Raw genomic sequence first — 23,208 nt, 5'->3', positions numbered from 1 at the left:
CTGAAATTATTTTTCTCAACTGCTCACCGTATGGTCATTGGGTAAAAACCGTTGCAGGTGGGGCATCAGGTAGCAGGCGGTGAAAAGCAAAAGGCCCTGCATCCACGGATGCAGGGCCTTTGTGGTTCGGACGGGAATTTCATAACAGTATGATTGTCAGTATTAAAAATAGAATAGTGTGGCAGATTTGAGTTTAAGGGCGTGTTACTGAGCCAAGCAATGCACAGCACTCGGTGTTGGTCTACCCGCCTTTCGGTGTAGTTGCAGAGGGTGTTATGGGGCCATTGCCGCCACAACTGGCGTTCCTGCATACTCTTTTGCTCATCTTCGGGTGGTGTTGCGATGCAGCAATAGTGCTGCATTTCCTTTTGCCCTTGTCTTATGGGACCAGACTGGGACACTCAACAAATCCAACGTGAGGAAGAGGTACGCACTACCCTCACTGGTTGCGCAAAGCGGTTTATCGAACTACGTGCTCCAGTGAGCTTTTCTGCGACGTGATGCATCTCAGGGGCAAAGGTGCCATCTGCCGTGCTATATAGGAATAGCCAAAATGCTGCTATTAGCTAATAAGCCTTGTGTCAGTAGAGCATAAATGGATTTTGTTGAAAAAGGAGTGCTATTTTAATCACCGTTTTCGTGAACTGTACTCCTGAGCCAGTCCACTTTCAGTACTATTGCAGGGATACTGAACGCACTATCGACCTATAAAGTGTCTCTTACCAGCTCTGCTGTTCTGTACAGGTGCATCTCAGACCCAAGCACAGTCGCAGGAGGAGGTTAAACCACGCATCATCTGCTCACCTAGTCTTTCCTACCAAGGGCAACTCTTTGGTGAGGTAAACCTGATGTACGCCCGGGTCTCGGTGGAATACGGAGGAACCGCTATTTGGGGGCCTCGCCTTGGGGTGGAAGCAAGCCTTCATGACCGCCGGTGGGTGTATGCTCCAAAAATCGGCTACGAACTCTCGGGGATGCTATTTGCCTTCCGCGGAAATGTGATAAGCTATGTTGACTAGGGCCGGGTAGACGTTCGGTTGTTGCCTGAACTCGGCACCAGCTTGTTAGGGGCTTCCAACCTCACCTATGGCTTCAATGCCCCCTTGCTTAAATTCAGAACGGACGCGACAAGCTTGCACCGGATTACGCTAACCATAAACATGTCAAAGCAGCTCTGGGACCAGCTTTAGCAGCTACCTCAGTAATGCCCCATTTTCTTAAATGCTCCTTTAGCTTTCCGACCGTTTTGCTGAACGCACGTTTCGGGATGCCTTCTCGGTGCTCTGGAGGCCGCTTTTAACTGATTAACGCGCTACCTTTTCTGCTTCCTAAGCAAGCTCTATTTAACCGACTACTTAGCCATAACCCTGAACAGGTTCGATGAAAGTCCTCACTTGCTAATTCACTTCCACTTCCTCGCTCCCAATTTTTTCTCTTTTCATGTTGCGAAAACTATTTTTTGCCGCGGCTTTCGCTTTGGTTGGTGCCAACTGCGCCATGGCACAAGACAAGCCGACCAGTAAAATCAAAACGAAGTCGAAGCCGGGCACGACGGCCGCCGCCCCGGCGGCCGCGCCCGCCACCGACTGGTCGGTGAACTACGCGGCCACCATCACGGCCGAGGACCTGCGCCAGCACCTGAGCGTGCTGGCTTCGAACGAGTACGAGGGCCGCGAAACCGGCCAGAAAGGCCAGAAAATGGCCGCCGACTACATCAGCAAGCAGTTTGCCGCTTTTGGGCTGAGCGGCCCGGTGAAGGGCGGCGCTAACATGCACCTGCAGCAGTTTGAGCTGGAGCGCAGCACCTGGGCTGCGGGCGGGCAAACCCTGCAGATGGGCGGCAAAACCTACACATGGCTGCAGGATTACTACGTCCGCGGCGTCACGCCGTTCCAGACGCTTACCACCGTGCAGCCGCTGTTTGTTGGCTACGGCATCGAGCAGGAAGGCTACTCGGACTACGCCACGGCCGGCGACGTGAAGGGCAAAGACCTGTTCATGATGATGGGCGAGCCCCTGGGCGCCGACGGCAAGCCCGTGCTCAGCCCCGACGGTAAGCCCACCCGCTGGGGCCAGGCCAGCCCCGGCACCAAGCTGGAGCTGGCCGCTAGGAAAGGCGCCCGCAGCGTGTTTTTCGTCGATTTCAGCCCCAACGCCAACTTTGCCAGGCTGGCGGCCCGCCTAGCGTCCAGCACCAACGCGCCCATCATTCGCTTTACGGATGCGCCGGTGCGCTACGCGCCGGGCATCTATGTATCGCCGGCTGTGGGCTATGCCATCCTGAAAACCAAGGAAGCCGACGTGCAGAAGTACCTGACGGCCGTGGCCGCCGCCAAAAAGCCGGTGGCATCTTCCTTCAAACCCGCCAGCATCAAGATTAAGACCGAGAAAAAGCGCGAGATGTTCGGCACCGAAAACGTGCTGGGCTACCTGGAAGGCTCCGATAAGAAAGACGAACTGCTGGTGATTTCGGCGCACTACGACCACCTGGGCGTGAAAAACGGCGTGGTGTTCAACGGCGCCGACGACGACGGCTCGGGCACGGCGAGTGTGCTAGAACTGGCCCAGGCGTTTGCCCAGGCCAAAAAGGAGGGGCACGGCCCGCGCCGCAGCCTGCTGTTTCTGGCTAACACCGGCGAGGAAGTGGGCCTGCTGGGCTCGGAGTACTACGTCAACCACCCGATTTTTCCGCTCGCCCAGACCGTCACCAACCTCAACATCGACATGCTCGGCCGCGTGGACAAAGACCACGAAGGCAAGGGCGACTATGTGTACCTGGTCGGCTCCGACAAGCTCAGCTCCGAGTTGCACGCGCTGAGCGAGGCCACCACTGCCAAGTACACCCCCGTGGCGCTGGACTACAAGTACAACGACCCCAACGACCCGGAGCGCATCTACTACCGCTCCGACCACTACAACTTCGCCAAAAACAAGGTACCGGTGCTTTACTATACCTCCGGCCTGCACGACGACTACCACAAGGAGTCGGACGACGTGGACAAAATTGACTTCCCGGCCATGACCCGCCGCGACCAGCTCATTTTTCATACGGCCTGGGAGCTGGCCAACCGCGACAGCCGCGTGGTAATTGACTCCAATAAGCCGTAGTCGCTCCTTTTGCTATTCGACCGTTTTGCTGAACGCAAATTCCATCGCTATTTATGGGCTATTGTGGTGGTGAAATACAAAGCGCAAAGCTCTTTAGGTCGCGTTTGGAGACGCAAACTGAAACAGGACATGGCAGCTGAAATACCAGCCAAAACAGAGCGCAATCGGTATGTTAGCCTGCACCTCGTCCGCGCCAAAGAGGAAGCTTCCCGGCACCTGATACAGAAGGTATAACCCTAATGCCGCGTTTGCGAACCGACGTATACCGAGGTGGTCAGTGAATGCGAGCCACAACCAAGCCACGCCATGCAAGGTGGGAAACGTCCAGGTGAGTAGCATCACATAGAGCGTACGGCCAGGGAATTCAGGTGCTGTGGAAATGGTGCCCAGTTGGAGCAAGATTATTCCGGCTAGTGCTAACAGCGCGGCTGGTGCTCGAAAACGGGTTGGTGAATGAAATAGGTGCCAGCCGAAATAACCCGTGATTATGGCGCCCGGCAGCGCGTAAGCAAACAGGGACATGATAAACGCATACCTGACCCCTTGCAGGTTGAATTGAAGCAAGTTGATGGCGGCGAGTTTTTGAAACGCAGCCGGATTGAGGAAAAAGAAGGCCGCCACAGCGAGGGCAAATAAATAAGCAGCTAGGCGCGGAGCAAGCGGCAGAAATCGGGGCATATAAGCAGGAAGTAGATAAGGGAAAGCCGCACTTTTTCGTGTCGCGGTTTTGCCAATGGCTGCAAACGTAACCCCCCTTTTGCTATTGCGACCTGTCGTATGAACCGCAACGGTATAAGCTTGGCGCTTTTAATGCGGGCTTTCCATCGCCCACAACCCTTGCATTTTCGGAATCACGCCCTTTAATCCTACCAATACGTCGTGATCCGTTTCGCACAGTAACCACTCGTACTTCTTTGAGACGATGTAGTATTCAAAAGCGTAGCACTCCCGTAGAATAGCTTGAATAGCATGTACACGTCCTTGGAAGAGCCAGAATTTGCTCGGGTCCTTGCTACTGTCGCAAGCAACAAACCAAACCAATTCGTGAGCGTCAATCAGTTGGCGTAAACATTCGTAGGCATGACCATTCTCAAAAAAGTGCCGGTACTGAGGGGGTTTGAAGCTTTCCCACCACCAGTTGAAATGCGTATTAGACGATGTCTTGATGACGAATGCTGCCTCGATCTTGTGTAGCACGGAGGGCCAGGCGTGAATGCTCACTGCATCAAACTCATCGGAGGGAATGTGCAGCCGTTTAGCCAGTTGAAGCAGATCATCTTTAAAGCCGGGCATAAGAGAACTGACTATTACAAATAAAGGGCAAGAGAAGCACCTGCCAAAATAAGGTTCCTTTGGCTGAAATAGGAAACCCAAAATACGCTCACTCGGTGGTGCAAATCTTGAGTTTGAGGAGTTCGCGAAACTCATCCACCAGGAAGGGTTTTCTGTACTTAGTTACTTGAATCAGTTTATTGAACTCGACTGCTCCCAAGGCGCAGGTTGCGGGTACTATCAGAGTCCTGGTGGTACAGTTCACTCAAAGGAGGGTTACGTTTGCAGCCATTGGCAAAACCGCGACTCGAAAAAGTGCGGCTTTCCCTTATCTATTTCCTGCTTATATGCCCCGATTTCTGCCGCTTGCCCCGCGCCTAGCTGCTTATTTATTTGCCCTCGCCGTGGCGGCCTTCTTTTTCCTCAATCCGGCTGCGTTTCAAAAACTCGCCGCCGTCAACTTGCTTCAATTCAACCTGCAAGGGGTCAAGTATGCGTTTATTATGTCCCTGTTTGCTTACGCGCTGCCGGGCGTCGTACTCACGGGTTATTTCGGCTGGCTCCTATTACGGTCACCAACCCGTTTTCGAGCGCCAGCCGCGCTGTTAGCACTAGCCGGAATAATCTTGCTCCAACTGGGCACCATTTCCACAGCACCTGAATTCCCTGGCCGTACGCTCTATGTGATGCTACTCACCTGGACGTTTCCCACCTTGCATGGCGTGGCTTGGTTGTGGCTCGCATTCACTGACCACCTCGGTATACGTCGGTTCGCAAACGCGGCATTAGGGTTATACCTTCTATATCAGGTGCCGGGAAGCTTCCTCTTTGGCGCGGACGAGGTGCAGGCTAACATACCGATTGCGCTCTGTTTTGGCTGGTATTTCAGCTGCCATGTCCTGTTTCAGTCTGCGTCTCCAAACGCGGCCTAAAGAGTTTTGCGCTTTGTATTTCGGCACCGCAATAGCTCATACATAGCGTTGCAATTTGCGTTAAGCGAAACGGTCGTCTAAGCTTCAATAGACTTTATTTCCATCCACATGCAAAAAGCCCTTGCATCAGTTGATACAAGGGCTTTTTTTTCGCGGTTCGGACGGGACTCGAACCCGCGACCTCCGCCGTGACAGGGCGGCATTCTAACCGACTGAACTACCGAACCAAGGTAGACTTGCACTACTAAAAGCCAGCTGCTTTCCGGTGAAGTGGTGCAAAAGTAGAAGACCAGCTTGGACTACGCAACTGTTAAGACCAAAAAACCGCAAAATACTTTCCACCCATTATGGTAGCACCTGTTTATCAAGAAGAAAAATTTCTCTGAAAAACGATGACGATGGGCCGTGCGCGGTAAGCGCGGCTTCACTTACCTTTGCTTTCTTCTCTCACCCCGCAACTTCTTTCGCATCCTGCCGTGGCAATGCTCCTCGATTTTGAACAACCAATTGCCGCTCTCGAAGGCAAGCTCCGTGAAATGCAACAACTGGCCCTCGATAGCCAGGTGGACGTCTCGGAAGCCGTAGCGGCCCTCGAAGCCAAAATCAAAGCCCTCAAGAAGGAAACCTACCAGAACCTCACCCGCTGGCAGCGCGTGCAACTCTCGCGCCACCCCGACCGGCCCTATACCCTGGACTACGTAGAGGGTATGACCGACAAGTTCGTGGAGCTGCACGGCGACCGGACCGTGGCCGACGACAAGGCCATGGTGGGTGGTTTTGCCGAAATCGGGGGGCGCTCCGTGATGATTATCGGGCAGCAGAAAGGGCGCAACACCAAGCAGCGGCAGTTTCGCAACTTCGGCATGCCCAACCCCGAGGGCTACCGCAAAGCCCTGCGTCTGATGAAGCTGGCCGAGAAATTCGGTAAGCCCATTATCACACTCATTGATACGCCTGGCGCGTTTCCGGGCCTGGAGGCCGAGGAGCGGGGGCAGGGCGAGGCCATTGCCCGCAACCTGAAGGAAATGTTTCTGCTGAAGGTGCCGGTTATCTGCATCATCATCGGCGAAGGCGCTTCGGGTGGGGCCCTGGGCATTGCCATCGGCGACCGGGTGCTGATGCTGGAAAACACGTGGTACTCGGTGATTTCGCCGGAGTCGTGCAGCAGCATCCTGTGGCGCAGCTGGGACTACAAGGAGCAGGCGGCCGAAGCCCTCAAGCTCACGGCCAACGATATGCTCAAGGCCGGCCTCGTGGATGGCATCGTGAAGGAACCCCTCGGCGGCGCCCACACCGACACCGCCGCGATGATCAAAACGCTCAAGAAAACCATCCTCAAAACCCTCGACGAGCTGGAGGCCGTGCCCGCCGAAGAGCGCATGAGCCAGCGCATCGACAAGTTCTCGGCCATGGGCGTAGTGGTTGGGTAAAAAGCAAGCTGCCGAACAGTACCCCGTCATCCTGAGCGGAGCGAAGGACCTTTTCACACCAGAACGAATCGTTGCAACGTGATAAGGTCCTTCGCTCCGCTCAGGATGACATTTTTTTATTCCTTTACCTTCTCAATCCCACCTACTCATCATGCACGTTCATACCCTCGATACCGGACTGTTTAAGCTGGATGGCGGCGCCATGTTCGGCGTGGTGCCCAAAAGCATGTGGCAGAAGCTGAACCCCGCCGATGCCAATAACATGTGTACCTGGGCCATGCGCTGCCTGCTGATTGAAGATGCGGGCCGGCTGGTGCTGGTGGATAATGGCATCGGCGACAAGCAGGACGAGAAATTTCGGGGACATTTCTACCTCCACGGCGACGACACGCTGGAAAAGTCCCTGCGCCAACTCGGCTTCACGTCCTCGGATATCACCGACGTCTTCCTGACTCACCTGCACTTCGACCACTGCGGGGGCTCGGTGGTGCGCCAGGCTGATGGCAAGTTGGAGCTGGCTTTCCCCAATGCGACGTACTGGAGCAATCAGGCCCACTGGGACTGGGCAGTGACGCCCAACCCGCGCGAAAAAGCCAGCTTTCTGCGCGAAAACATCCTCCCCATTCAGGAAAGCGGCCATCTGCGCTTTGTCGATGCGGCTGCCGGGGTGCCGGCGGAGCTTTCCATGTTCCGGGAAATCATTTTTGCCGATGGCCACACCGAGAAGATGATGGTGCCGGTGCTGGAGTACAAAGGCCGAACGCTGGCGTTCATGGCCGATCTGCTGCCCAGCACGGGCCACATTCCGCTGCCCTACGTGATGAGCTACGACATGCGCCCCCTGCAAACCCTGGCCGAAAAGGAGCAGGTGCTGCGCCGTGCCGCCGACGAAAACTGGGTGCTGCTGCTGGAGCACGACCCCGCCGCTGCCTGCTGCACCGTGCAGCATACCGAAAAAGGCGTGCGCCTAGCCGAAACGTTTGCCCTGTCGGAGCTGTAAGGGACACTTGCCGCATGTGTTGGACGAACGGCGCACGGCTGGTTCTGCCGAGAAATCGTACTTCCAACCGAGTGTTTCTCGGGGAGCTAACATAACCCTGCCTGGGCATCGTTACGTTAGCTCCCCGAGAAACACTTTCACCTTTCACCATTCCATTACCTGATGCTGGGACTGGCACTTTCCGGCGGGGGCGCCCGGGGTATTGCGCACCTGGGTGTGCTGGCCGCGCTGGATGAGCTGCAGCTCCCCATCGGGGCACTGGCGGGGGTGTCGTCGGGGGGCATTGCGGCGGTGTTTTACGCGGCCGGGGTTCCGCCACGGGACGTTCTACGGCTGCTGGAAGAAGTCAACCTCACCCGCCTCACCCGCATTGCCCTGAGCCGCTACGGCCTGCTGCACATGGCCGCCGTGGGCACGCTGTTTGAGCGGCACCTGGGCGCCGGGGCCACCTTCGAGCAGCTGCGTCTGCCCGTCACGCTGGTGGCCACCGATCTGCTGGAAGGTACGTCGGTGTGGTTCGACCAAGGACCGTTGGTGCCGCCGCTGATGGCCTCGTCGGCGGTGCCCATCCTGTACCGGCCGGTAGAGTACCAGGGCCGGCAGCTGGTAGATGGGGGCCTGCTCAACAACCTGCCCGTGGAGCCGTTGCTGGCCCGGCCCGAGTTGCGCGTAGTGGGCGTGCACTGCAACCCGCCCAATCGCGCGGCCCAGGTGACGTCCCTGCCCAGCCTGATTGAGCGCACCCTGAACCTGGCCATCGGCGGCAATACCGTGCTCAGCAAGCGGCAGTGCCAGCTCCTGCTGGAGCCCCCGGCGCTGGCGCAGTTTCGGGCCATGAGCTACCGGCGGGCCCCCGAGCTGTTCGACATTGGGTACCGCTACACGCTGAGCCAGGCCCCGGCGCTCCGGCAGTTGTTGCGGGAGGAGGCCTGATTGGGCGCTTCCGGTACAATTTCTCTAGCTTTGATTCGCCGTAGCTCTTCCTCCTGGCTACCGGCTCATTTTCGGCATGGCGCGTAAGACTTCCACTTTCTGGTATCTGTTTTCGAAATTCTGGTTCTGGATAACCGGCTGGCATTTGGGCTCCCATGTGCCGCCCGGCATCAAGAAAAGCATGATGATTGCCGCACCGCACACCAGCAACTGGGACTTTATGTTTGCCCGCGCCGCGTTCTTTCTAATGGACGTGGACGTGAAGCTCACCATCAAGAAGGAGTGGACCACCATCCCGGTGCTGGGGGCGCTGGTGCGCAGCCTGGGCGGCCTGGCCGTCGACCGGAGCAAGAACAACAGCCTCGTGGATGGCATGGTGCAGCTCTTCAATGAGCGCGACGAGCTGGTAATTCTCATCACCCCCGAAGGCACCCGCAGCTACCAGCCCAAGTGGCGTAAGGGCTTCTACCACGCGGCCATGGGCGCGGGGGTGCCCATCCTGCTCGGCTACCTCGACTATGGCAAGAAAGAAGCTGGCGTAGGCCCTGCTTTCTGGCCCACCGGCGACTATGAGAAAGACTTGGAGGAAATCAAAGCCTTCTACCGCACCAAGCAAGGCCGCTTCCCGGAGAAAGGAGTACGCTAGAACGTTTTTTTGAAGCTTTCAAAGCCGTCCTGCTGAGCGGAGTCGAAGCATCTCTACCGCTTCGTATGCATCGTTCAACGAAGCGGTAGAGATGCTTCGACTCCGCTCAGCAGGACGCTGTTTTTCTTAAAAATATAGCGCGCAACTCCGCAAGAATCGGGTTGAGGGCTCAGGCCAAGGGCAGTAGCTTTAATCTTACTTAAGCTTCCCTACCATGTCCGTTTCCACTGCTGCCACCGACTATCAGCGCATAGCCCAGGCCATTCAATTCCTGGAAGAAAACTTCCGGCGCCAGCCCAGCCTCAATGAAGTGGCGGAAGCCGTACACCTGAGCCCGTTTCACTTTCAGCGGCTGTTCAGCGAGTGGGCCGGCATCAGCCCCAAGCGCTTTGTGCAGTTCCTCACCGCCGATTTTCTGAAAACCCGCCTGGCCCAGGCCACCCCACTGTTCGAAGCTACGGAAGAAGCCGGTCTCTCGGCCCCGTCGCGCCTGCACGACTTATTTGTGACCCTGGAAGCCGTGACTCCGCACGAGTTTCGCACGGGTGGCGTGGGCCTGCGCATCGGCTACGGCGTGCACGCTACGCCCTTTGGGCCGGCCTTGCTGGCCGCTACCAGCCGGGGCGTATGCGGCCTGCACTTGCTGGATGCTGAAGCCGATGCCGTTGAAAACGCCTTGCGGGAAATGCGAAAAAACTGGCCTCAGGCAGAATTCGAGCCCGATGCGGCGCTGACGGCCCCGCTGGTGGCGCGGGCGTTTGCACCGGTGGCGGGTCAGCCCCTGCACTTGCTCGTGCGCGGTACCAACTTCCAGGTGAAGGTATGGGAGGCACTGTTGCGCGTACCCAGCGGGCAGGTGGTCAGCTACCAGCACGTAGCCCAGGCCATTGGCCAGCCCCGGGCGTTGCAGGCGGTGGGCTCGGCGGTGGGAGCTAACCCCGTAGCGGTCCTTATTCCCTGCCACCGCGTCATTCGGAAAGAAGGGGCGCTGGGCCAGTACCGCTGGGGCTGCGTCACGAAGAAGGCACTTATTGGCTGGGAAATGGCCCAGGCTGCTAGACAAACCGTCCAAGTTGCGTAGCTTACCCACCGTTCTACCTGCAACTGCGCTACGCCATGCCCGAAAAACTGCAAACTATCCTCTGGATTCTGGTAGCCCTGGGCGTGTTTATCTGGCGCATGATTCAGAAAGCCCGCGCCACTACCAGCCGGGAAAAGCAGGAACGCCGCTTTTCTCAGCCCGACAGCACGGGTAAGCCCCGACCCGTGGTTACAGCAGCCCCGGCAAAGTCTTTTGAAGAGCTGCTGCAGCAGATGATGACGGAAAACAAGGCCGCGCCTACTGCTTCCACCGCTACAACGCCAGCGGGCCGGGCATTGCCGCAGGAAAAGGCTAAGCCGGCGCGCTCTTTGGAAGCCACGCCACCTACCGCCCGCAGCCTGGAAACACCCGCGCCCAAGCGCAAAGCCCGCAGCCAGGAAGCTCCCGCCGCCCCTGCCCGCCGGGCCTCCGCGCTGCCCCGGGCGGCTGTGCAACACGGTCAGGAAGATTACTGGAGTCGGCAAGCTGCCCAAGCCCAAACGCCCGGCTCTGTTGCCGAGCAGCTGCAAAACCCGGCCAGCGTGCGGCAGGCGTTTATCCTGAGCGAGATTCTGCAGAGGCGGTTTTAAGGTCATGCGTGACGTGGCCAGGCAAGCCGCGCAAGGAACCTGCCTGAATAGAACCACGTCGTTTCTTTTGCCAGAAAGCCCCTAACGCCAGCACGGGCGGCAGGGGCTTTTCACTTCTTGGGGCTTGGTGTATTACCTAGCCGGTATTGCTTCCTTGCGGCCTTTTTAGGCCACCTGTGCGCAATGGTAACTGGCTTATTCCTGCGTCAGAGCATAGGTGACGAGGTTGGCGCCCATCTTTAGCGCGGCTTCGTGAATGGCAGGTGTGTCTTCGGGATAAGTACCGAGGTCTTCCCAGCCGTTGCCCAAGTCGCACTCGAAGGAGTAGAAGCACACCAGCCGGCCTTTATAGAGTAAGCCAAACCCTTGGGGCCGTTTGCCATCGTGTTCGTGCACTTTGGGCAGGCCGCGCGGAAACTGGAATTTCTGGTGGTAGATGGGGTGGGAGAAAGGCAGCTCCACGAATTCCAACTCGGGAAACACCTTCTTCATTTCGGGGCGGATAAACTTGTCGAGGCCGTAGTTGTCGTCGATGTGCAGGAAGCCGCCGCCCATGAGGTAGCGGCGCAGGTTACGCGCTTCCACGTCGGTAAAAGCCACGTTGCCGTGCCCGGTCATGTGCACAAACGGGTAGGTGAGCAACTCCGGCGAGTCGAGTTCCACGGTAGCCTCATCGGGGGCAATGTTGGTTTTAAGCGTCTGGTTGCAGAAGCGGATGAGGTTGGGCAGGCTGGTTTTGTTGGCGTACCAGTCGCCCCCGCCGCCGTAGTGCAGCTTGGCGATGCGGAAGCTGGGCGCCACCGGCGCGGCCGCCGTGAGCGACAAAAGCAACGGAAACAGCAACAAAAGCAGATTCTTACGCATAGAGAAGGAGAAGCCTGATGGCAGCTCAAGTAAATTACAAAGTTTGCGCTACACTAATTCCCGGGCCACGTGCACGGTGTGCACGGCAGCCAGCGCGGCGGTTTCGGTGCGCAGACGCGAGCTGCCCAGGGTTACGGGCCGGATGCCTCGGGCAAAAGCCGCCGCAATTTCCTGCGGGGTAAAGTCACCCTCCGGACCGATCAGGATGCAGCAGCTGGCGCCGAAGGCTGCCACGCGAGCCAGCGGTATCCGTTCTCCCTCGTCGAGGTGGGCAATGAAGGTGGTAGCTGGTTCCACGGTGGGCAGAAAGCGGGCAAAGTCAGTTAGCTCGGAAAGTTGCGGTAGCCAGGCCTGCCCGCTCTGCTTGAGGGCGCTAACGGCAATTTTCTCCAGGCGCTCCAGCTTCAGCTCCCGCCGCTCGGAGCGGGCACAGCGCAGAAACGTGAGCGTATCGACGCCTATCTCCGTGGCTTTTTCCACCAGCCACTCCATGCGGTCAAGGTTTTTGGTGGGAGCCACAGCTACGTGCACATGGTAGGGACGGCGCGGCACCTGCTCTTCCCCGGTGATGCGCAGCTGGCAGCGCTTGGCATCGGCTACGGCTACTTCTGCCTGAAAAACGCCCCCGCGGCCGTTTACCAGCACCACGGCGTCGCCCGGGGCTAAGCGTAACACGCGCACGGCGTGCTTGCTCTCGTCTTCGGGCAGCGTGTAGGTAGGCAGGACAAGGTCGGGGGCGAAAAAAGTGTGCGGCATACGGCAAAGCTACGCGTAATTGCGGGGCCCAAACGGCGCCGTGCTGCGCAGCGGGCCACTACTGCCTGCCCGCCACCAATGAACCTGAACCAGCTGACCGTTCCTTCCCGCAATCTGCCCGCTGCCGTGGCGTTTTACCAGCGCCTGGGCTTGCGCCTGATCGTGGATGCTCTGCCGCGCGACGCCCGCTTCGAATGCCCCGAGGGCGACGCCACCTTTTCCCTGCACCAAGTGGAAGAGCTGCCCCGGGGCAATGGTATCTGGGTGTACTTCGAGTGCCCCAACCTGGATGAGCGAGTGCAACAGCTGCAGGCCGCCGGCCTCACCTTCGAGGAACTACCCACCGACCAGCCGTGGCTATGGCGCGAAGCCCGGCTGAAAGACCCCGATGGAAACCAGCTTATGCTGTATCACGCCGGCGAGAACCGCAAAAATCCACCGTGGCGCGTGGAGGGTATCATAAACGAAAACCCCTGAGCTGCGGATAGCCCAGGGGTTTGTGAAATAAGGAGCGGACGCACGCCTAGCCTAGGGTGTCGTTCAGCAGCTTGGCCAACCGGATGCCGGCCTGCTGAATCCGCACCTTCATCAGCTCGGAGTGGGCCGGAAAATACTTATAGTCGATATCCGTGCCAGTGGGCGCTTCCTTGTAGATCTGCTCACTGGCCTGATACGACTCCCAGAACCACTGCTCCACGGTGGCCTTTTCCCACACCTGGGTAAGAGCCCGGGGCAGCTTGCAGTCATAGGCCTGGCTCATTTCGGTGTAGGTGAGTCCCTGGTAGTCAATCAGGCCACTGTCCCAGAGGCTGTGCAGGTTGGTGTCCTTGCCCCGGAATTTCACCTTGATGTCGTTACCGCCTTTGTCTTCGGCGTGGCCCGCGTGCAGGGGCTGGTGGGCGTCGCCCACGAGGTGCACAATAAACTTCAGCGCCACGGCTTGCTCGGCGGGCGTTTTGGCGGGATCTTTCACTTCCTTGAGCTTGGCCAACAGCACGTTGTAGGCGTTGGCCTGCTGCTGCCCGCGTAGCTCCGTCAGGTACTGCTCCTGGTTGAGGCCGGAGGCCGTATTGACGTAGTGCCAAGGCCCGGTTTCCTTGAACTCGGGGTAGAAGCGAATTTCGTCGGGGTAGGTGCTGACCAGCGTGAGGGTTTCCGTGCCCAGCAGGCGCTGCACGGCCTGGCGGGCTTTGGAAGTGAGGTGGCGCTCGGCAATGCGGCCTACGGCGCGGTGTCCATCAACGCCCCAGGCGTGCGAGGCGGCAGGAGCCAGCAGCCCGAAGGCCAGTGGCAGAAAACGTTTCAACATGAAAAAAGACCAAAAAGAACGTGTCCGCAAAATACCCGTTTTTCGGCGGATGGCTGCATTTGGCGGGTACTAACATCTTAGGCGAAGAGGCTGCTCCATATTTTACACTCCCGGAACGTGGTAAGCATCGTATAGAAAACAGAACTATTCCCATTCATTGCTAAAAAGCTGTTTTCTGATGACTCCAAAACTGAAAAAACTACGCGACCAGGTTATCGTTATCACGGGGGCCTCGTCGGGCATTGGGCTGGTCACGGCGCGCATGGCGGCGCAAAAAGGCGCACGGCTGGTGTTGGCCGCCCGCAGTGAAAATGCCCTGCGCGAACTGGTTGAAGAAATTGAAGACCACGGCGGCGAAGCAGCCTACGTAGTGGCCGATGTAAGCCGTCGGGAAGACATCCTGGCCATTGTGCAGGAGGCCGAGCAGCGCTTCGGTGGCTTCGACACTTGGATCAATAATGCTGGCGTAAGCATCTACGGCCGCCTCGACCAGATTCCCGAGGAAGATATGCGTCAACTCTTCGACGTGAACTTCTGGGGTTTGGTGAATGGCTCCCTGGAAGCGGCCCGCCACCTCAAGCACAAAGGCGGAGCCATCATCAACGTGGGCAGTATCCTGAGCGACATCACCGCTATTCTGCAAACCATCTACTCGGCCAGCAAGCACGCGGTAAAAGGCTTTACCGATGGCCTGCGCATGGAACTGGAGATGGAAGGCGCGCCCATTTCCGTAACTCTGATTCAGCCGGCGGCTATTGATACGCCCTATCCGGTGCATGCCAAGAACTTCATGGAGCGCGAGGCCAAACACGCCCCGCCCGCCTACGCTCCCGAAACCGTAGCCCGCGCTATCCTGCACAGCGCCACTACCTTCGAGCGTTCCGTCGTAGTCGGCGGCGGGGGCAAGGCCTTTATCGAAATGGAGCAGTGGACGCCGCGCCTGCTCGATAAGTTTATGGAAACGGCCTTCGTAAAGCAGGAAAAGGCCGACTACCCACCCCGGCCGCTAAGCCAGAACGCCCTCGACCAGCCCATGGGCGCGTTGGAAGAGCGCGGCAACTACCCCGGGCATACCCGCGAAAATAGCTACTATACCCAAGCCGTAACCACCAAAGTACCGGTGCTTAAAACCGCTTTGGCCGTAGGCGCGGGGCTGGCTTTGGTTTCCATTCTGGGCCGCGACAAAAAGGTAAACGGCCAGCAGAGCTCAAACGGCCAGCCCAACTCCGTGCCGAAAGCTCCGGCCCAAACCAGTAAACCGGAAGTTGACGTGCAGTTTCAGTACCCGCTGAACGATACTAGCCCAAGCGTACACTAAGGCTACCCCGTTCGATACCAAGCAAAAGCCCCCACTGCTACGGCAGTGGGGGCTTTTTAGTGCCTTAACCGGCAAGGAGAATTAAACGGCAACGGCTACTTTCGGGGCACCGGCCAGAATCTCCTCGTTGGCGTATTCGGCGTATTTCTGGAAGTTGGCCACAAACTTATCGGCCAGGGAAGCGGCGGTCTTATCGTAGGCCTCCGTATCCGACCACGTATTGCGCGGGTCGAGAATGGTGCTGGGTACGTGCGGAACCGAAGTGGGCATTTCTACGCCAAACACCGGGTGTTTCACGAACTCTACCTCGTCCAGGTCGCCGTTGATGGCGGCCGTAATCATGGCGCGGGTGTAGGGTAGCTTCATGCGCGTGCCCGTGCCGTAGGAGCCACCCGTCCAGCCCGTGTTGATAAGCCATACGTTCACGTCGTGCTCCTCCATCTTCTTGCCCAGCATTTCGGCGTAGGTGGTGGGGTGCAGGGGCAGGAAAACCTGGCCGAAGCAGGCGGAGAAGGTCGTCTGGGGCTCGGTGATGCCCACCTCGGTACCAGCAACCTTAGCTGTGTAGCCGCTCATGAAGTGGTACATGGCGTGCGACTTATCCAGCTTGCTGATGGGAGGAAGCACGCCAAAGGCATCGGCCGTGAGGAAGAAGATATTCTTCGGTACACCGCCCACCGAGGGCTCCACGGCGTTATCAATGAAGTGAATAGGGTAGGCCGTGCGGGTGTTTTCCGTCACCGACTTGTTGGCGTAGTCCACTGTGCGGGTGCCGGGTACGAAGCGCGTGTTCTCCACGATGGAGCCAAAACGGATGGCATCCCAGATTTGCGGCTCCTTTTCCTTGCTCAGGTCAATAACCTTGGCGTAGCAGCCGCCTTCAAAGTTGAAGATGCCCGCCTGCCCGGGCATCCAGCCGTGCTCATCGTCGCCGATAAGGCCGCGGTTGGGGTCAGCGGAGAGGGTAGTTTTGCCTGTGCCGGAAAGGCCGAAGAAGATGGCCGTGTCGCCCTGCTCCCCGATGTTGGCGGAGCAGTGCATGCTCAGCGTGTTTTTCTCGTGCGGCAGCAGGTAGTTCAGCACACCAAAGATGCCTTTCTTCATCTCACCGGCGTAGCCCGTGCCCCCAATCAGAATCATCTTCTTAGAGAAATTGATGATTGCGAAATTGGCTTGGCGGGTGCCATCTACTTCGGGGTCAGCTTCAAACCCCGGGGCGCAGATAATGCTGAAATCGGGCGTCCAGCTGGTGTCGGCGCCTTCTTCGGGCCGCAGAAACATGTTGTAGCAAAACAGGTTGTGCCAGGCCAGCTCGTTTACGACGCGCAGTTTCAGCCGGTAGTCGGGATGGGCGCCGGCGTAGGCATCGCGCACAAACAGCTCTTTGTCGGCCAGATAGTGTACCATCTTGGCGTGCAGCTGGTCGAACTTGTCGGCAGCGAAGGGGATGTTGATGTCACCCCACCATACGCTGTCTTCCGTGCTGGCATCTTGTACCACGAAGCGGTCCTTGGGGGAGCGGCCCGTGAATTTGCCGGTGTCAGCCATCAGCGCACCGGTGTCGGTGAGGGTGCCTTCGCTGCGGCGTAGGGCCTGTTCTACCAACTCAGCGGGTGGGAGGTTGAGGTGAACAGGACCGGTGGTCTGGGTGAATCCAAGCGGCTGAAGGCGAGTGGATACGTTGGCGGCAGAAGCTTGCATAGAGCCGAAAACGAAATAAGGGTGGGTGGGAAAAACTGGGGAATCGTGAGACAAAAATAGACAAAAACGCGACTCGATTGTGACATGTTACAAAAAAAGCGAATTTTCGCTTGTAGGTTTGCCAGCGAATCTGTCTATTCTAGCGAACAAGCCAACGCCCAGAGCCAGTTGGGAAAGTTTTGTAGATTTACCAACCCCATTCGCCTTCGGGCGGGAAAACGGTTACTCTTCCACCTCTTACTTTCTTTTCATGCAAACAACCTCCGTTGTTCAGGAGCAACCCAGTACGCAACAGGGGCACCCGCCCGGGCTGTACCTACTGTTTCTCACCGAAATGTGGGAGCGGTTCAGCTACTACGGTATGCGCGGCCTGCTCATGCTTTATCTGTCCAAAACAGCACTGGAGGGTGGTTTGGGCATTCCGGCGGCCAGCGCTTCGCTGATTTATGGCTATTTCACCGGCTTTGTATACCTGACGCCTATCCTGGGCGGCTGGCTGGCTGATAAGTACATCGGCCAGCGCCGCGCTATCCTGATTGGGGGACTTACCATGGCGCTGGGGCAGTTCTTCCTGTTCATGCAGCCGGATCTTTCCCGCGAAGCAGCCTTCTTCGGGCTGCCGTGGCCTACGGCCCTGGGGCTGCTGCTGCTTTGTGTGGGCAACGGCTTCTTTAAGCCCAACATCTCCACCATCGTAGGCAAGCTTTACCAGCAGGGTGACCCCCGGCGCGATGCTGCTTTTACCATTTTCTATATGGGCATCAACACGGGTGCCTTCATTGCCCCGCTGGTATGCGGCTACTTGGCCGAAGACTGGTTTGCCACTAAAACAGTGGTAGATGGCGTAGAGCAGGTAGCCAGCTACGGCTTCCGCTACGGCTTCCTGGCCGCAGGCATTGGCATGCTGCTCGGGCAGTTGCTCTTCAACCTGCTGGGCAAGCGCTACCTCGGCGACGTAGGCATGTACCCTGAAGGCCAGAACGATGACAAAACCATTGCCAAAACACCGCTGACCAAGGAGGAAACCGACCGCATGGCCGTTATCTTCATCATCACGCTGTTTGTGGTGTTCTTTTGGGCCGGGTTCGAGCAGGCTGGCTCCTCGCTCACCCTCTATACCGATAAGTATATCGACCGCGAAGTCTTCGGCTTCCTCATTCCGACATCCTGGTTCCAGTCGGTGAATGCGGGCTTTATTGTGCTGCTGGGCGCGCCGGTAGCGGCTCTATGGATCAACCTGAGCCGCAAGGGCAAGGACCTGAGCATCCCCGTGAAGATGGGCCTGGGCATGATTTTGCTGGGCGTGGGCTTCCTGTTCATGGTAGGCGCCGTGATGGAGCGTGGTGGCGACATAGCCGACCAAACCATCAAGGCTAGCATCTGGTGGCTGATTGCTACCTATTTCTTCCACACCGTTGGGGAGTTGTGCTTGTCGCCGGTGGGCCTGTCGATGGTGTCGCGCCTGTCGCCCCCCACGCTCACGTCCATGCTGATGGGCGTATGGTTCCTGGCTCCCTTCGTGGCGCAGATTGCCGGCGGCTACATTGCCAAGTACGTAGAGGAACTGGGCGCGCTTACGGTGTTCGGGCTGATTGCCGGCTTCGTTATCCTGGCCGGCCTGATTCTGGTCGCCATTGCCAAGAAGCTGTTCCACATGATGCACGGCCGCGGTTAAGCAGCCAAGCATGAGAACTAAAAAGCCCCGCCGAATCATTTCGGCGGGGCTTTTTAATACAAGTTGTCTAAGTTCCCAACACCACATGTCAGACCACCAGCATACAGCCCTGATTGTCCTCTGCAGCCTGGCCGCTTTGTGGGCCCTCCTCAGCCTGTTTGGCGTGCAGGTGAGCCTGAAATATGAAACCGGAGTAGATGGCTGCCTGTCTCAGGTATCCGGCCGCGACTTGTGCGCCCGCGCCATCCAGATGAAATGGGTAACGGGCGCACTAGTGGTTATCGTAATGCTGCTGATTGGGTTCAGCAATCAGCTTATCAAGAAAAAATAAGCTCTCATGTAAGCAAAAAAGCCCCGCTGGATTAATCCAGCGGGGCTTTTATAGCGGAGGAATTATCAGAACGAATCCGTTTTATCCGTCAAAACCATCCGTTCAACCTGCGGCTGATTACATCATGCCGCCCATGCCACCCATGCCGCCCATACCGGCAGCACCGGCACCAGCGCCACCTTTGTCGTCCTCGGGCTCATCCGAAATCACGCACTCCGTGGTCAGGAGCAGGCCAGCAATAGAAGCGGCGTTTTCCAGGGCCAGACGCGTTACCTTGGTGGGGTCGAGGATACCGGCCGCCATCAGGTTTTCGTAACGGTCTTCGCGGGCGTTGTAGCCGTAGTCGCCTTTGCCTTCGCGCACTTTCTGCACCACTACCGAGCCTTCGCCACCGGCGTTCTGCACGATGGTGCGCAGGGGAGCTTCGAGGGCCGTGCGGATGATGTTCACGCCGGTACGCTCGTCACCGTTCAGCGTATCAACGGCTTCCAGGGAATCGAGGGCACGCACCAGGGCTACGCCACCGCCGGGTACCACGCCTTCCTCAACGGCCGCGCGGGTAGCGTGCAGGGCATCGTCTACGCGGTCCTTCTTCTCTTTCATCTCCACTTCCGTAGAAGCACCGATGTAGAGGATAGCAACGCCGCCCGACAGCTTGGCCAGACGCTCCTGCAGCTTCTCCTTATCGTAGTCCGAAGTGGTTTTCTCGATCTGGGCTTTGATTTCGTTGATGCGGGACGTAATACCATCTTTCTGGCCTTTGCCGTTCACGATGGTCGTGTTGTCCTTGTCAATGATGATTTTCTCGGCCTGACCCAGGTACTCCAGGGTAGCGCTTTCCAGCTTGTAGCCGCGCTCTTCGCTGATAACTGTACCGCCCGTGAGAACCGCAATGTCTTCGAGCATGGCCTTACGACGGTCGCCGAAGCCGGGCGCTTTGACAGCGGCAATCTTCAGGGAGCCGCGCAGCTTGTTCACTACCAGCGTAGCCAGGGCCTCGCCGTCCACATCTTCGGAGATGATAACCAGGGGCTTGCCGGTTTGCACTACCTGCTCGAGCACGGGCAGGAGCTCCTTCATCGTGCTTACTTTCTTGTCGTAGATGAGGATGTAAGGAGCATCCAGCTCTACTTCCATCTTCTCGGCGTTGGTCACGAAGTAAGGCGACAGGTAGCCGCGGTCGAACTGCATGCCTTCTACCGTTTTTACCTCGGTTTCGGTGCCACGCGCTTCTTCTACCGTGATAACGCCTTCTTTGCCTACTTTATCCATGGCATCGGCAATCATCTGGCCGATTTCCATGTCGTTGTTGGCCGAAATGGCGCCTACCTGGGCAATTTCCGACGAGTTTTCAATTTTCTTGGACTGAGCACGCAGGTTGGCAACCACGGCCTGTACGGCCTTGTCGATGCCACGCTTCAGGTCCATGGGGTTGGCGCCAGCGGCCACGTTCTTGGAGCCAGCCGTGTAGATGGCCTGGGCCAATACGGTAGCCGTCGTGGTGCCGTCACCGGCCTGGTCGGCGGTTTTGCTGGCTACTTCCTTCACCAGTTGAGCACCCATGTTTTCAATCGGGTCCTTCAGCTCAATTTCCTTGGCTACGGTTACGCCGTCCTTGGTAATGCTGGGAGCACCAAATTTCTTGTCAATAACCACGTTACGGCCTTTGGGGCCCAGGGTTACTTTCACGGCATTGGCCAACTTGTCTACACCACGCTTGAGTTTGTCGCGGCCGTCGGTATCGAATTGGATGTTCTTCGCCATCGTAGTTCGGGGAGAGTTAAATCAGAGAGAAAGAAAGGAAGCTTAGAGTACGGCCAGGATGTCCGACTCCCGCATGATGAGGTAGTCTGTACCTTCCACGGTGATTTCGGTGCCGGCATACTTGCCGTAGAGCACTTGGTCGCCAACGCTTACCTGAGGCTTGATGGTGGTGCCGTTGTCGGCCACTTTGCCTTCGCCTACGGCTACAACTTCGCCGCGCTGGGGCTTTTCTTTGGCCGTATCGGGGATGATAATGCCCGATTTGGTTTTCTCCTCGGCAGCGGCCGGCGCGATGATGACGCGGTCAGCCAGCGGTTTCATGCTAAGCGACATATGGTACGTTTTGGTTAAAAAGGTTACTTGAAACTAGGTGGTGCCCGCTGCCCAACACTTCTTATGCCAGCCCCGGGAAACCTGACAGAATGAACACCAAAACCGCATTCTTGACGGAAACTTACACGAGGGTCTGTCAGAGTGGTGGCAGAGTCTGCCACGGAAAGGGCCTAAAAACAAACATCCGGTAGCTCCCCTGGGGAACTACCGGATGGTAGACTGCAGCTGCTGCAGCCACTAAAGCTGGCCGCGGCCGAAAAATTACTTCGTAGCGGGTGCGGGCGTAGTAGCGGGAGCCGGGGACGGCGTAGCAGCCGGAGCCGGGGCTGAAGGGACTGGGGTAGCGGGTACGCGCGTTTCGAGGGCGCGCTGCTGGTTCACGCTGCGAACCGGCGCGGCGGCCGACTCCCCATTCACCATGTGGGTGCCCAGCGAAAGTACAATCAGGCCAATGGCAAAGCCCCAGGTGAGGCGCTCCAGCAGGTCGCCGGTGCGCTTTACGCCCATCAGCTGGGCCGTGCCGCCCGCGCCGAACTGGCTGGAGAGGCCGCCGCCTTTGGGGTTCTGGGCCAGCACCACCAGGGCCAGCAACAAGCACACAAAAATAATCAGGCTGATTAGGGCAATGTACATCTACTGCGAGAGTTTCAGGTGTTGAATTTGGTCGGCAAAGTACGCCTTTTTTTCCGGCTGGCGCACCATCAGCCGCTCGTATATTTCAATGGCCTTGGCCACTTTTCCCTGCCGCACCATGATTTTAGCCAAGCTTTCGGAGGCCAGTTCGGGCACGCTGCTGGTGCTGCGTACCGATAGGTCGGCCTGTTCATCGGTAGGAGCCGGTAGGGTGGCCGGGCTTTTCAGCCGGGGCTTATTTTTCAGGAAGCGGTTGATCAGGTCGATGGAGGTGGGCAGGGGCGCCGGCTTATGGGCCTCAAGGTGAGCCAGCAACAGGGCGTCGGGCTCGAAGAAGGCTTCGAGTGGCAAGGGCAGCATGCCAGCCTCGCCGGCCTCCAGGGCGTAGCCCAGTCGGCTGCTGCTCCCTAGGCCGTAGCCGATAGAGGGGTCGGCGTAGAAGGGCGGCGTTTTCTGGCGGGCGGCATCATCGGCCTCGGGCAATTCGTACAGAACGGGAACCGCCACGGAATCCGGCTCTTCAAAGCCATACTCAAAACGCGAAAACCCGGCATCGGCGGGGGCACGGATGGGCGGAGCTACTGCGGGCAAATCGTCGGGCAAGGCAACGATGGTAACCGCTTCGGGCTGGTCGGCTGGCTCCGCTATGACTTCCTCACCCGAAGTAGGCGCCGGCAGGAGTACGGGAGTTTCTTCTACAATCGCCGCCTCAGCTTCCACCTCCAAGCTAGCTTCCTCAGTATTCTCCTCTTGCGCTACCCGCTCCACGGGCAACTCTGCGGGATGGGAATCAGCATTGGCGGCTGCCGTGGTTGCCGGTACAAGGTTTTCAGCATCCTTCGCAAGCAGCGCTTCTTCCGGGGGGGCGGAGGCTAAAGCATCTTTTGCTGGGAACTCGGCTTCCGCAACTGTTTCCTGCCAGTCGGCGGCCACAACTGATTCGGTGTGAAAACTAGGTTCTGGGCCTGCGTTAGCCTCTTCTGTAACCGTGGCCGATGGCTGCTCTGCAGCAGCCTCCAGCAGCGAGGCCGGTAAATCAGGGTTGGATTCCTCGCTTGCCAGTGCAGCCAACGATTCGGATACGTTGGTTTCGGGCGTTGGCGGTAAGTCAACCTCGACGGGTGCCGATACGCCGGCCTCAGCAGCTGCCGGGACAAGGTGAGTTGGTGAATCGACCAGCAGCGCCGCGGGCGAGGTTTCAATCAGCCGACGCAGCAGCTCCCGGTCGGCGGCGTAGGTGGCCGCGTGGCGCAGGCGCTGGCTGGCCAGCATGCTGCCCTGGTCGTGCGCAGCTTTGGCCAGCAGCAGGTGGGCCGTCTGGCAATAGGGGAAAGCGGCCGCCAACTGCTCCAGCTCGCGCACTTCGGCCTGCGAAATATGCGTCACGTGATGAAGAATGTGTAGCAGCGACGCGCGGGTCATGAGCAGGAGAAATAACGGCCGAAAGGCCCGGTAGGCTTGGTAGTGAAGGAAGAGGCCGCCGCTGGCGGGGCGCAACAATACGGGATTTTAGCCACTAAATCATTGCCCGC

The 23,208-nt window shown here is 58.1% G+C and carries 22 protein-coding genes and 1 tRNA gene; 12 read left to right on the top strand and 11 right to left on the bottom strand.

All coding sequences use genetic code 11. The annotated features are described in order from the left end of the window. Nucleotides 1–1,440 precede the first annotated feature (1,440 nt). Nucleotides 1,441–3,108: a M28 family peptidase gene (locus HER32_RS01645; RefSeq protein ID WP_168680004.1), complete on the top strand. Its 1,668-nt coding sequence runs from the start codon at nt 1,441–1,443 to the stop codon at nt 3,106–3,108. Nucleotides 3,109–3,201: 93 nt separating this feature from the next. On the opposite strand, the gene HER32_RS01640 is transcribed toward HER32_RS01645, so the two are convergent. Together HER32_RS01640 and HER32_RS01635 are read right to left on the bottom strand one after the other, a co-directional pair. Beyond that, nucleotides 3,202–3,786 (bottom strand): hypothetical protein, encoded by a 585-nt coding sequence (locus HER32_RS01640; protein ID WP_168680002.1) that lies wholly within the window; start codon nt 3,784–3,786, stop codon nt 3,202–3,204. A 129-nt stretch (nt 3,787–3,915) separates the two neighbouring features. Then, the gene (locus tag HER32_RS01635) at nt 3,916–4,401 is read right to left on the bottom strand and encodes a DUF6756 family protein (protein ID WP_168680000.1); all 486 of its coding nucleotides are present in this window, start codon (nt 4,399–4,401) and stop codon (nt 3,916–3,918) included. A 326-nt stretch (nt 4,402–4,727) separates the two neighbouring features. Here HER32_RS01635 and HER32_RS01630 point away from each other — a divergent pair, with 326 nt between their 5' ends. Beyond that, nucleotides 4,728–5,312 (top strand): hypothetical protein, encoded by a 585-nt coding sequence (locus HER32_RS01630; protein WP_168679998.1) that lies wholly within the window; start codon nt 4,728–4,730, stop codon nt 5,310–5,312. Nucleotides 5,313–5,465: 153 nt separating this feature from the next. On the opposite strand, the gene HER32_RS01625 is transcribed toward HER32_RS01630, so the two are convergent. Continuing rightward, nucleotides 5,466–5,539, bottom strand: a tRNA-Asp gene (locus tag HER32_RS01625). A gap of 255 nt (nt 5,540–5,794) precedes the next feature. On the opposite strand from HER32_RS01625, the gene HER32_RS01620 reads away from it, so the two are divergent. The 6 genes from HER32_RS01620 (at nt 5,795) to HER32_RS01595 (ending at nt 10,992) form a co-directional block, all read left to right on the top strand. Next, complete coding sequence (locus HER32_RS01620; RefSeq protein WP_149072311.1) at nt 5,795–6,742, top strand: acetyl-CoA carboxylase carboxyltransferase subunit alpha; 948 nt, start codon at nt 5,795–5,797, stop codon at nt 6,740–6,742. A 151-nt stretch (nt 6,743–6,893) separates the two neighbouring features. Continuing rightward, complete coding sequence (locus HER32_RS01615) at nt 6,894–7,742, top strand: MBL fold metallo-hydrolase (protein WP_168679996.1); 849 nt, start codon at nt 6,894–6,896, stop codon at nt 7,740–7,742. Between the two features lie 162 nt (nt 7,743–7,904). Next, nucleotides 7,905–8,675 carry a patatin-like phospholipase family protein gene (locus HER32_RS01610; protein WP_149072313.1) on the top strand — a complete coding sequence of 257 codons (771 nt, stop codon included), beginning with the start codon at nt 7,905–7,907 and terminating at the stop codon, nt 8,673–8,675. A 76-nt stretch (nt 8,676–8,751) separates the two neighbouring features. Then, nucleotides 8,752–9,321: a 1-acyl-sn-glycerol-3-phosphate acyltransferase gene (locus tag HER32_RS01605; RefSeq protein WP_149072314.1), complete on the top strand. Its 570-nt coding sequence runs from the start codon at nt 8,752–8,754 to the stop codon at nt 9,319–9,321. A 214-nt stretch (nt 9,322–9,535) separates the two neighbouring features. Continuing rightward, on the top strand, nt 9,536–10,402 hold the full coding sequence (locus HER32_RS01600; RefSeq protein WP_168679994.1) for a methylated-DNA--[protein]-cysteine S-methyltransferase: 867 nt from the start codon (nt 9,536–9,538) through the stop codon (nt 10,400–10,402). Nucleotides 10,403–10,437: 35 nt separating this feature from the next. Beyond that, nucleotides 10,438–10,992, top strand: coding sequence for a hypothetical protein (locus tag HER32_RS01595; RefSeq protein WP_149072316.1), 555 nt, complete (start codon nt 10,438–10,440; stop codon nt 10,990–10,992). Between the two features lie 195 nt (nt 10,993–11,187). On the opposite strand, the gene HER32_RS01590 is transcribed toward HER32_RS01595, so the two are convergent. Both HER32_RS01590 and HER32_RS01585 read right to left on the bottom strand, forming a co-directional pair. After that, nucleotides 11,188–11,856 (bottom strand): DUF4159 domain-containing protein, encoded by a 669-nt coding sequence (locus HER32_RS01590; protein ID WP_168679993.1) that lies wholly within the window; start codon nt 11,854–11,856, stop codon nt 11,188–11,190. A 48-nt stretch (nt 11,857–11,904) separates the two neighbouring features. Next, nucleotides 11,905–12,612 carry a 16S rRNA (uracil(1498)-N(3))-methyltransferase gene (locus HER32_RS01585; RefSeq protein ID WP_168679991.1) on the bottom strand — a complete coding sequence of 236 codons (708 nt, stop codon included), beginning with the start codon at nt 12,610–12,612 and terminating at the stop codon, nt 11,905–11,907. Between the two features lie 78 nt (nt 12,613–12,690). Here HER32_RS01585 and HER32_RS01580 point away from each other — a divergent pair, with 78 nt between their 5' ends. Next, nucleotides 12,691–13,089, top strand: coding sequence for a VOC family protein (locus HER32_RS01580; RefSeq protein WP_168679989.1), 399 nt, complete (start codon nt 12,691–12,693; stop codon nt 13,087–13,089). Between the two features lie 46 nt (nt 13,090–13,135). Here the strand turns inward: HER32_RS01580 and HER32_RS01575 are convergent, their stop codons facing one another. Beyond that, nucleotides 13,136–13,921, bottom strand: coding sequence for a S1/P1 nuclease (locus tag HER32_RS01575; RefSeq protein ID WP_168679987.1), 786 nt, complete (start codon nt 13,919–13,921; stop codon nt 13,136–13,138). 178 nt (nt 13,922–14,099) lie between these two features. Between HER32_RS01575 and HER32_RS01570 the strand changes: the two genes are divergently transcribed. Continuing rightward, nucleotides 14,100–15,239: an SDR family oxidoreductase gene (locus HER32_RS01570; protein WP_149072321.1), complete on the top strand. Its 1,140-nt coding sequence runs from the start codon at nt 14,100–14,102 to the stop codon at nt 15,237–15,239. Between the two features lie 81 nt (nt 15,240–15,320). Here HER32_RS01570 and pckA read toward each other — a convergent pair whose 3' ends face one another. After that, nucleotides 15,321–16,940, bottom strand: a complete 1,620-nt coding sequence (gene pckA, locus HER32_RS01565; protein WP_168679985.1) for a phosphoenolpyruvate carboxykinase (ATP) — start codon at nt 16,938–16,940, stop codon at nt 15,321–15,323. Between the two features lie 250 nt (nt 16,941–17,190). Here pckA and HER32_RS01560 point away from each other — a divergent pair, with 250 nt between their 5' ends. Further along, nucleotides 17,191–18,615 (top strand): peptide MFS transporter, encoded by a 1,425-nt coding sequence (locus HER32_RS01560; protein WP_149072323.1) that lies wholly within the window; start codon nt 17,191–17,193, stop codon nt 18,613–18,615. An 85-nt stretch (nt 18,616–18,700) separates the two neighbouring features. Beyond that, nucleotides 18,701–18,946 carry a hypothetical protein gene (locus HER32_RS01555; RefSeq protein ID WP_168679983.1) on the top strand — a complete coding sequence of 82 codons (246 nt, stop codon included), beginning with the start codon at nt 18,701–18,703 and terminating at the stop codon, nt 18,944–18,946. Between the two features lie 117 nt (nt 18,947–19,063). Here HER32_RS01555 and groL read toward each other — a convergent pair whose 3' ends face one another. The 4 genes from groL to HER32_RS01535 all read right to left on the bottom strand — a co-directional run bounded on the left by groL (nt 19,064) and on the right by HER32_RS01535 (nt 23,098). Then, entirely contained in the window at nt 19,064–20,710 is a 1,647-nt protein-coding gene (groL, locus tag HER32_RS01550) for a chaperonin GroEL (RefSeq protein WP_149072325.1), read from the bottom strand. A 42-nt stretch (nt 20,711–20,752) separates the two neighbouring features. Continuing rightward, on the bottom strand, nt 20,753–21,043 hold the full coding sequence (groES, locus tag HER32_RS01545; protein WP_168679981.1) for a co-chaperone GroES: 291 nt from the start codon (nt 21,041–21,043) through the stop codon (nt 20,753–20,755). 261 nt (nt 21,044–21,304) lie between these two features. Further along, the gene (gene secG, locus HER32_RS01540; protein WP_168679979.1) at nt 21,305–21,676 is read right to left on the bottom strand and encodes a preprotein translocase subunit SecG; all 372 of its coding nucleotides are present in this window, start codon (nt 21,674–21,676) and stop codon (nt 21,305–21,307) included. After that, nucleotides 21,677–23,098 (bottom strand): hypothetical protein, encoded by a 1,422-nt coding sequence (locus HER32_RS01535; RefSeq protein WP_168679977.1) that lies wholly within the window; start codon nt 23,096–23,098, stop codon nt 21,677–21,679. Nucleotides 23,099–23,208: the final 110 nt, after the last annotated feature.

It is taken from the genome of Hymenobacter sp. BT18 (assembly GCF_012273015.1).
Lineage (GTDB): Bacteria > Bacteroidota > Bacteroidia > Cytophagales > Hymenobacteraceae > Hymenobacter > Hymenobacter lutimineralis.
This window is presented reverse-complemented; position numbering and strand designations above follow the sequence as displayed.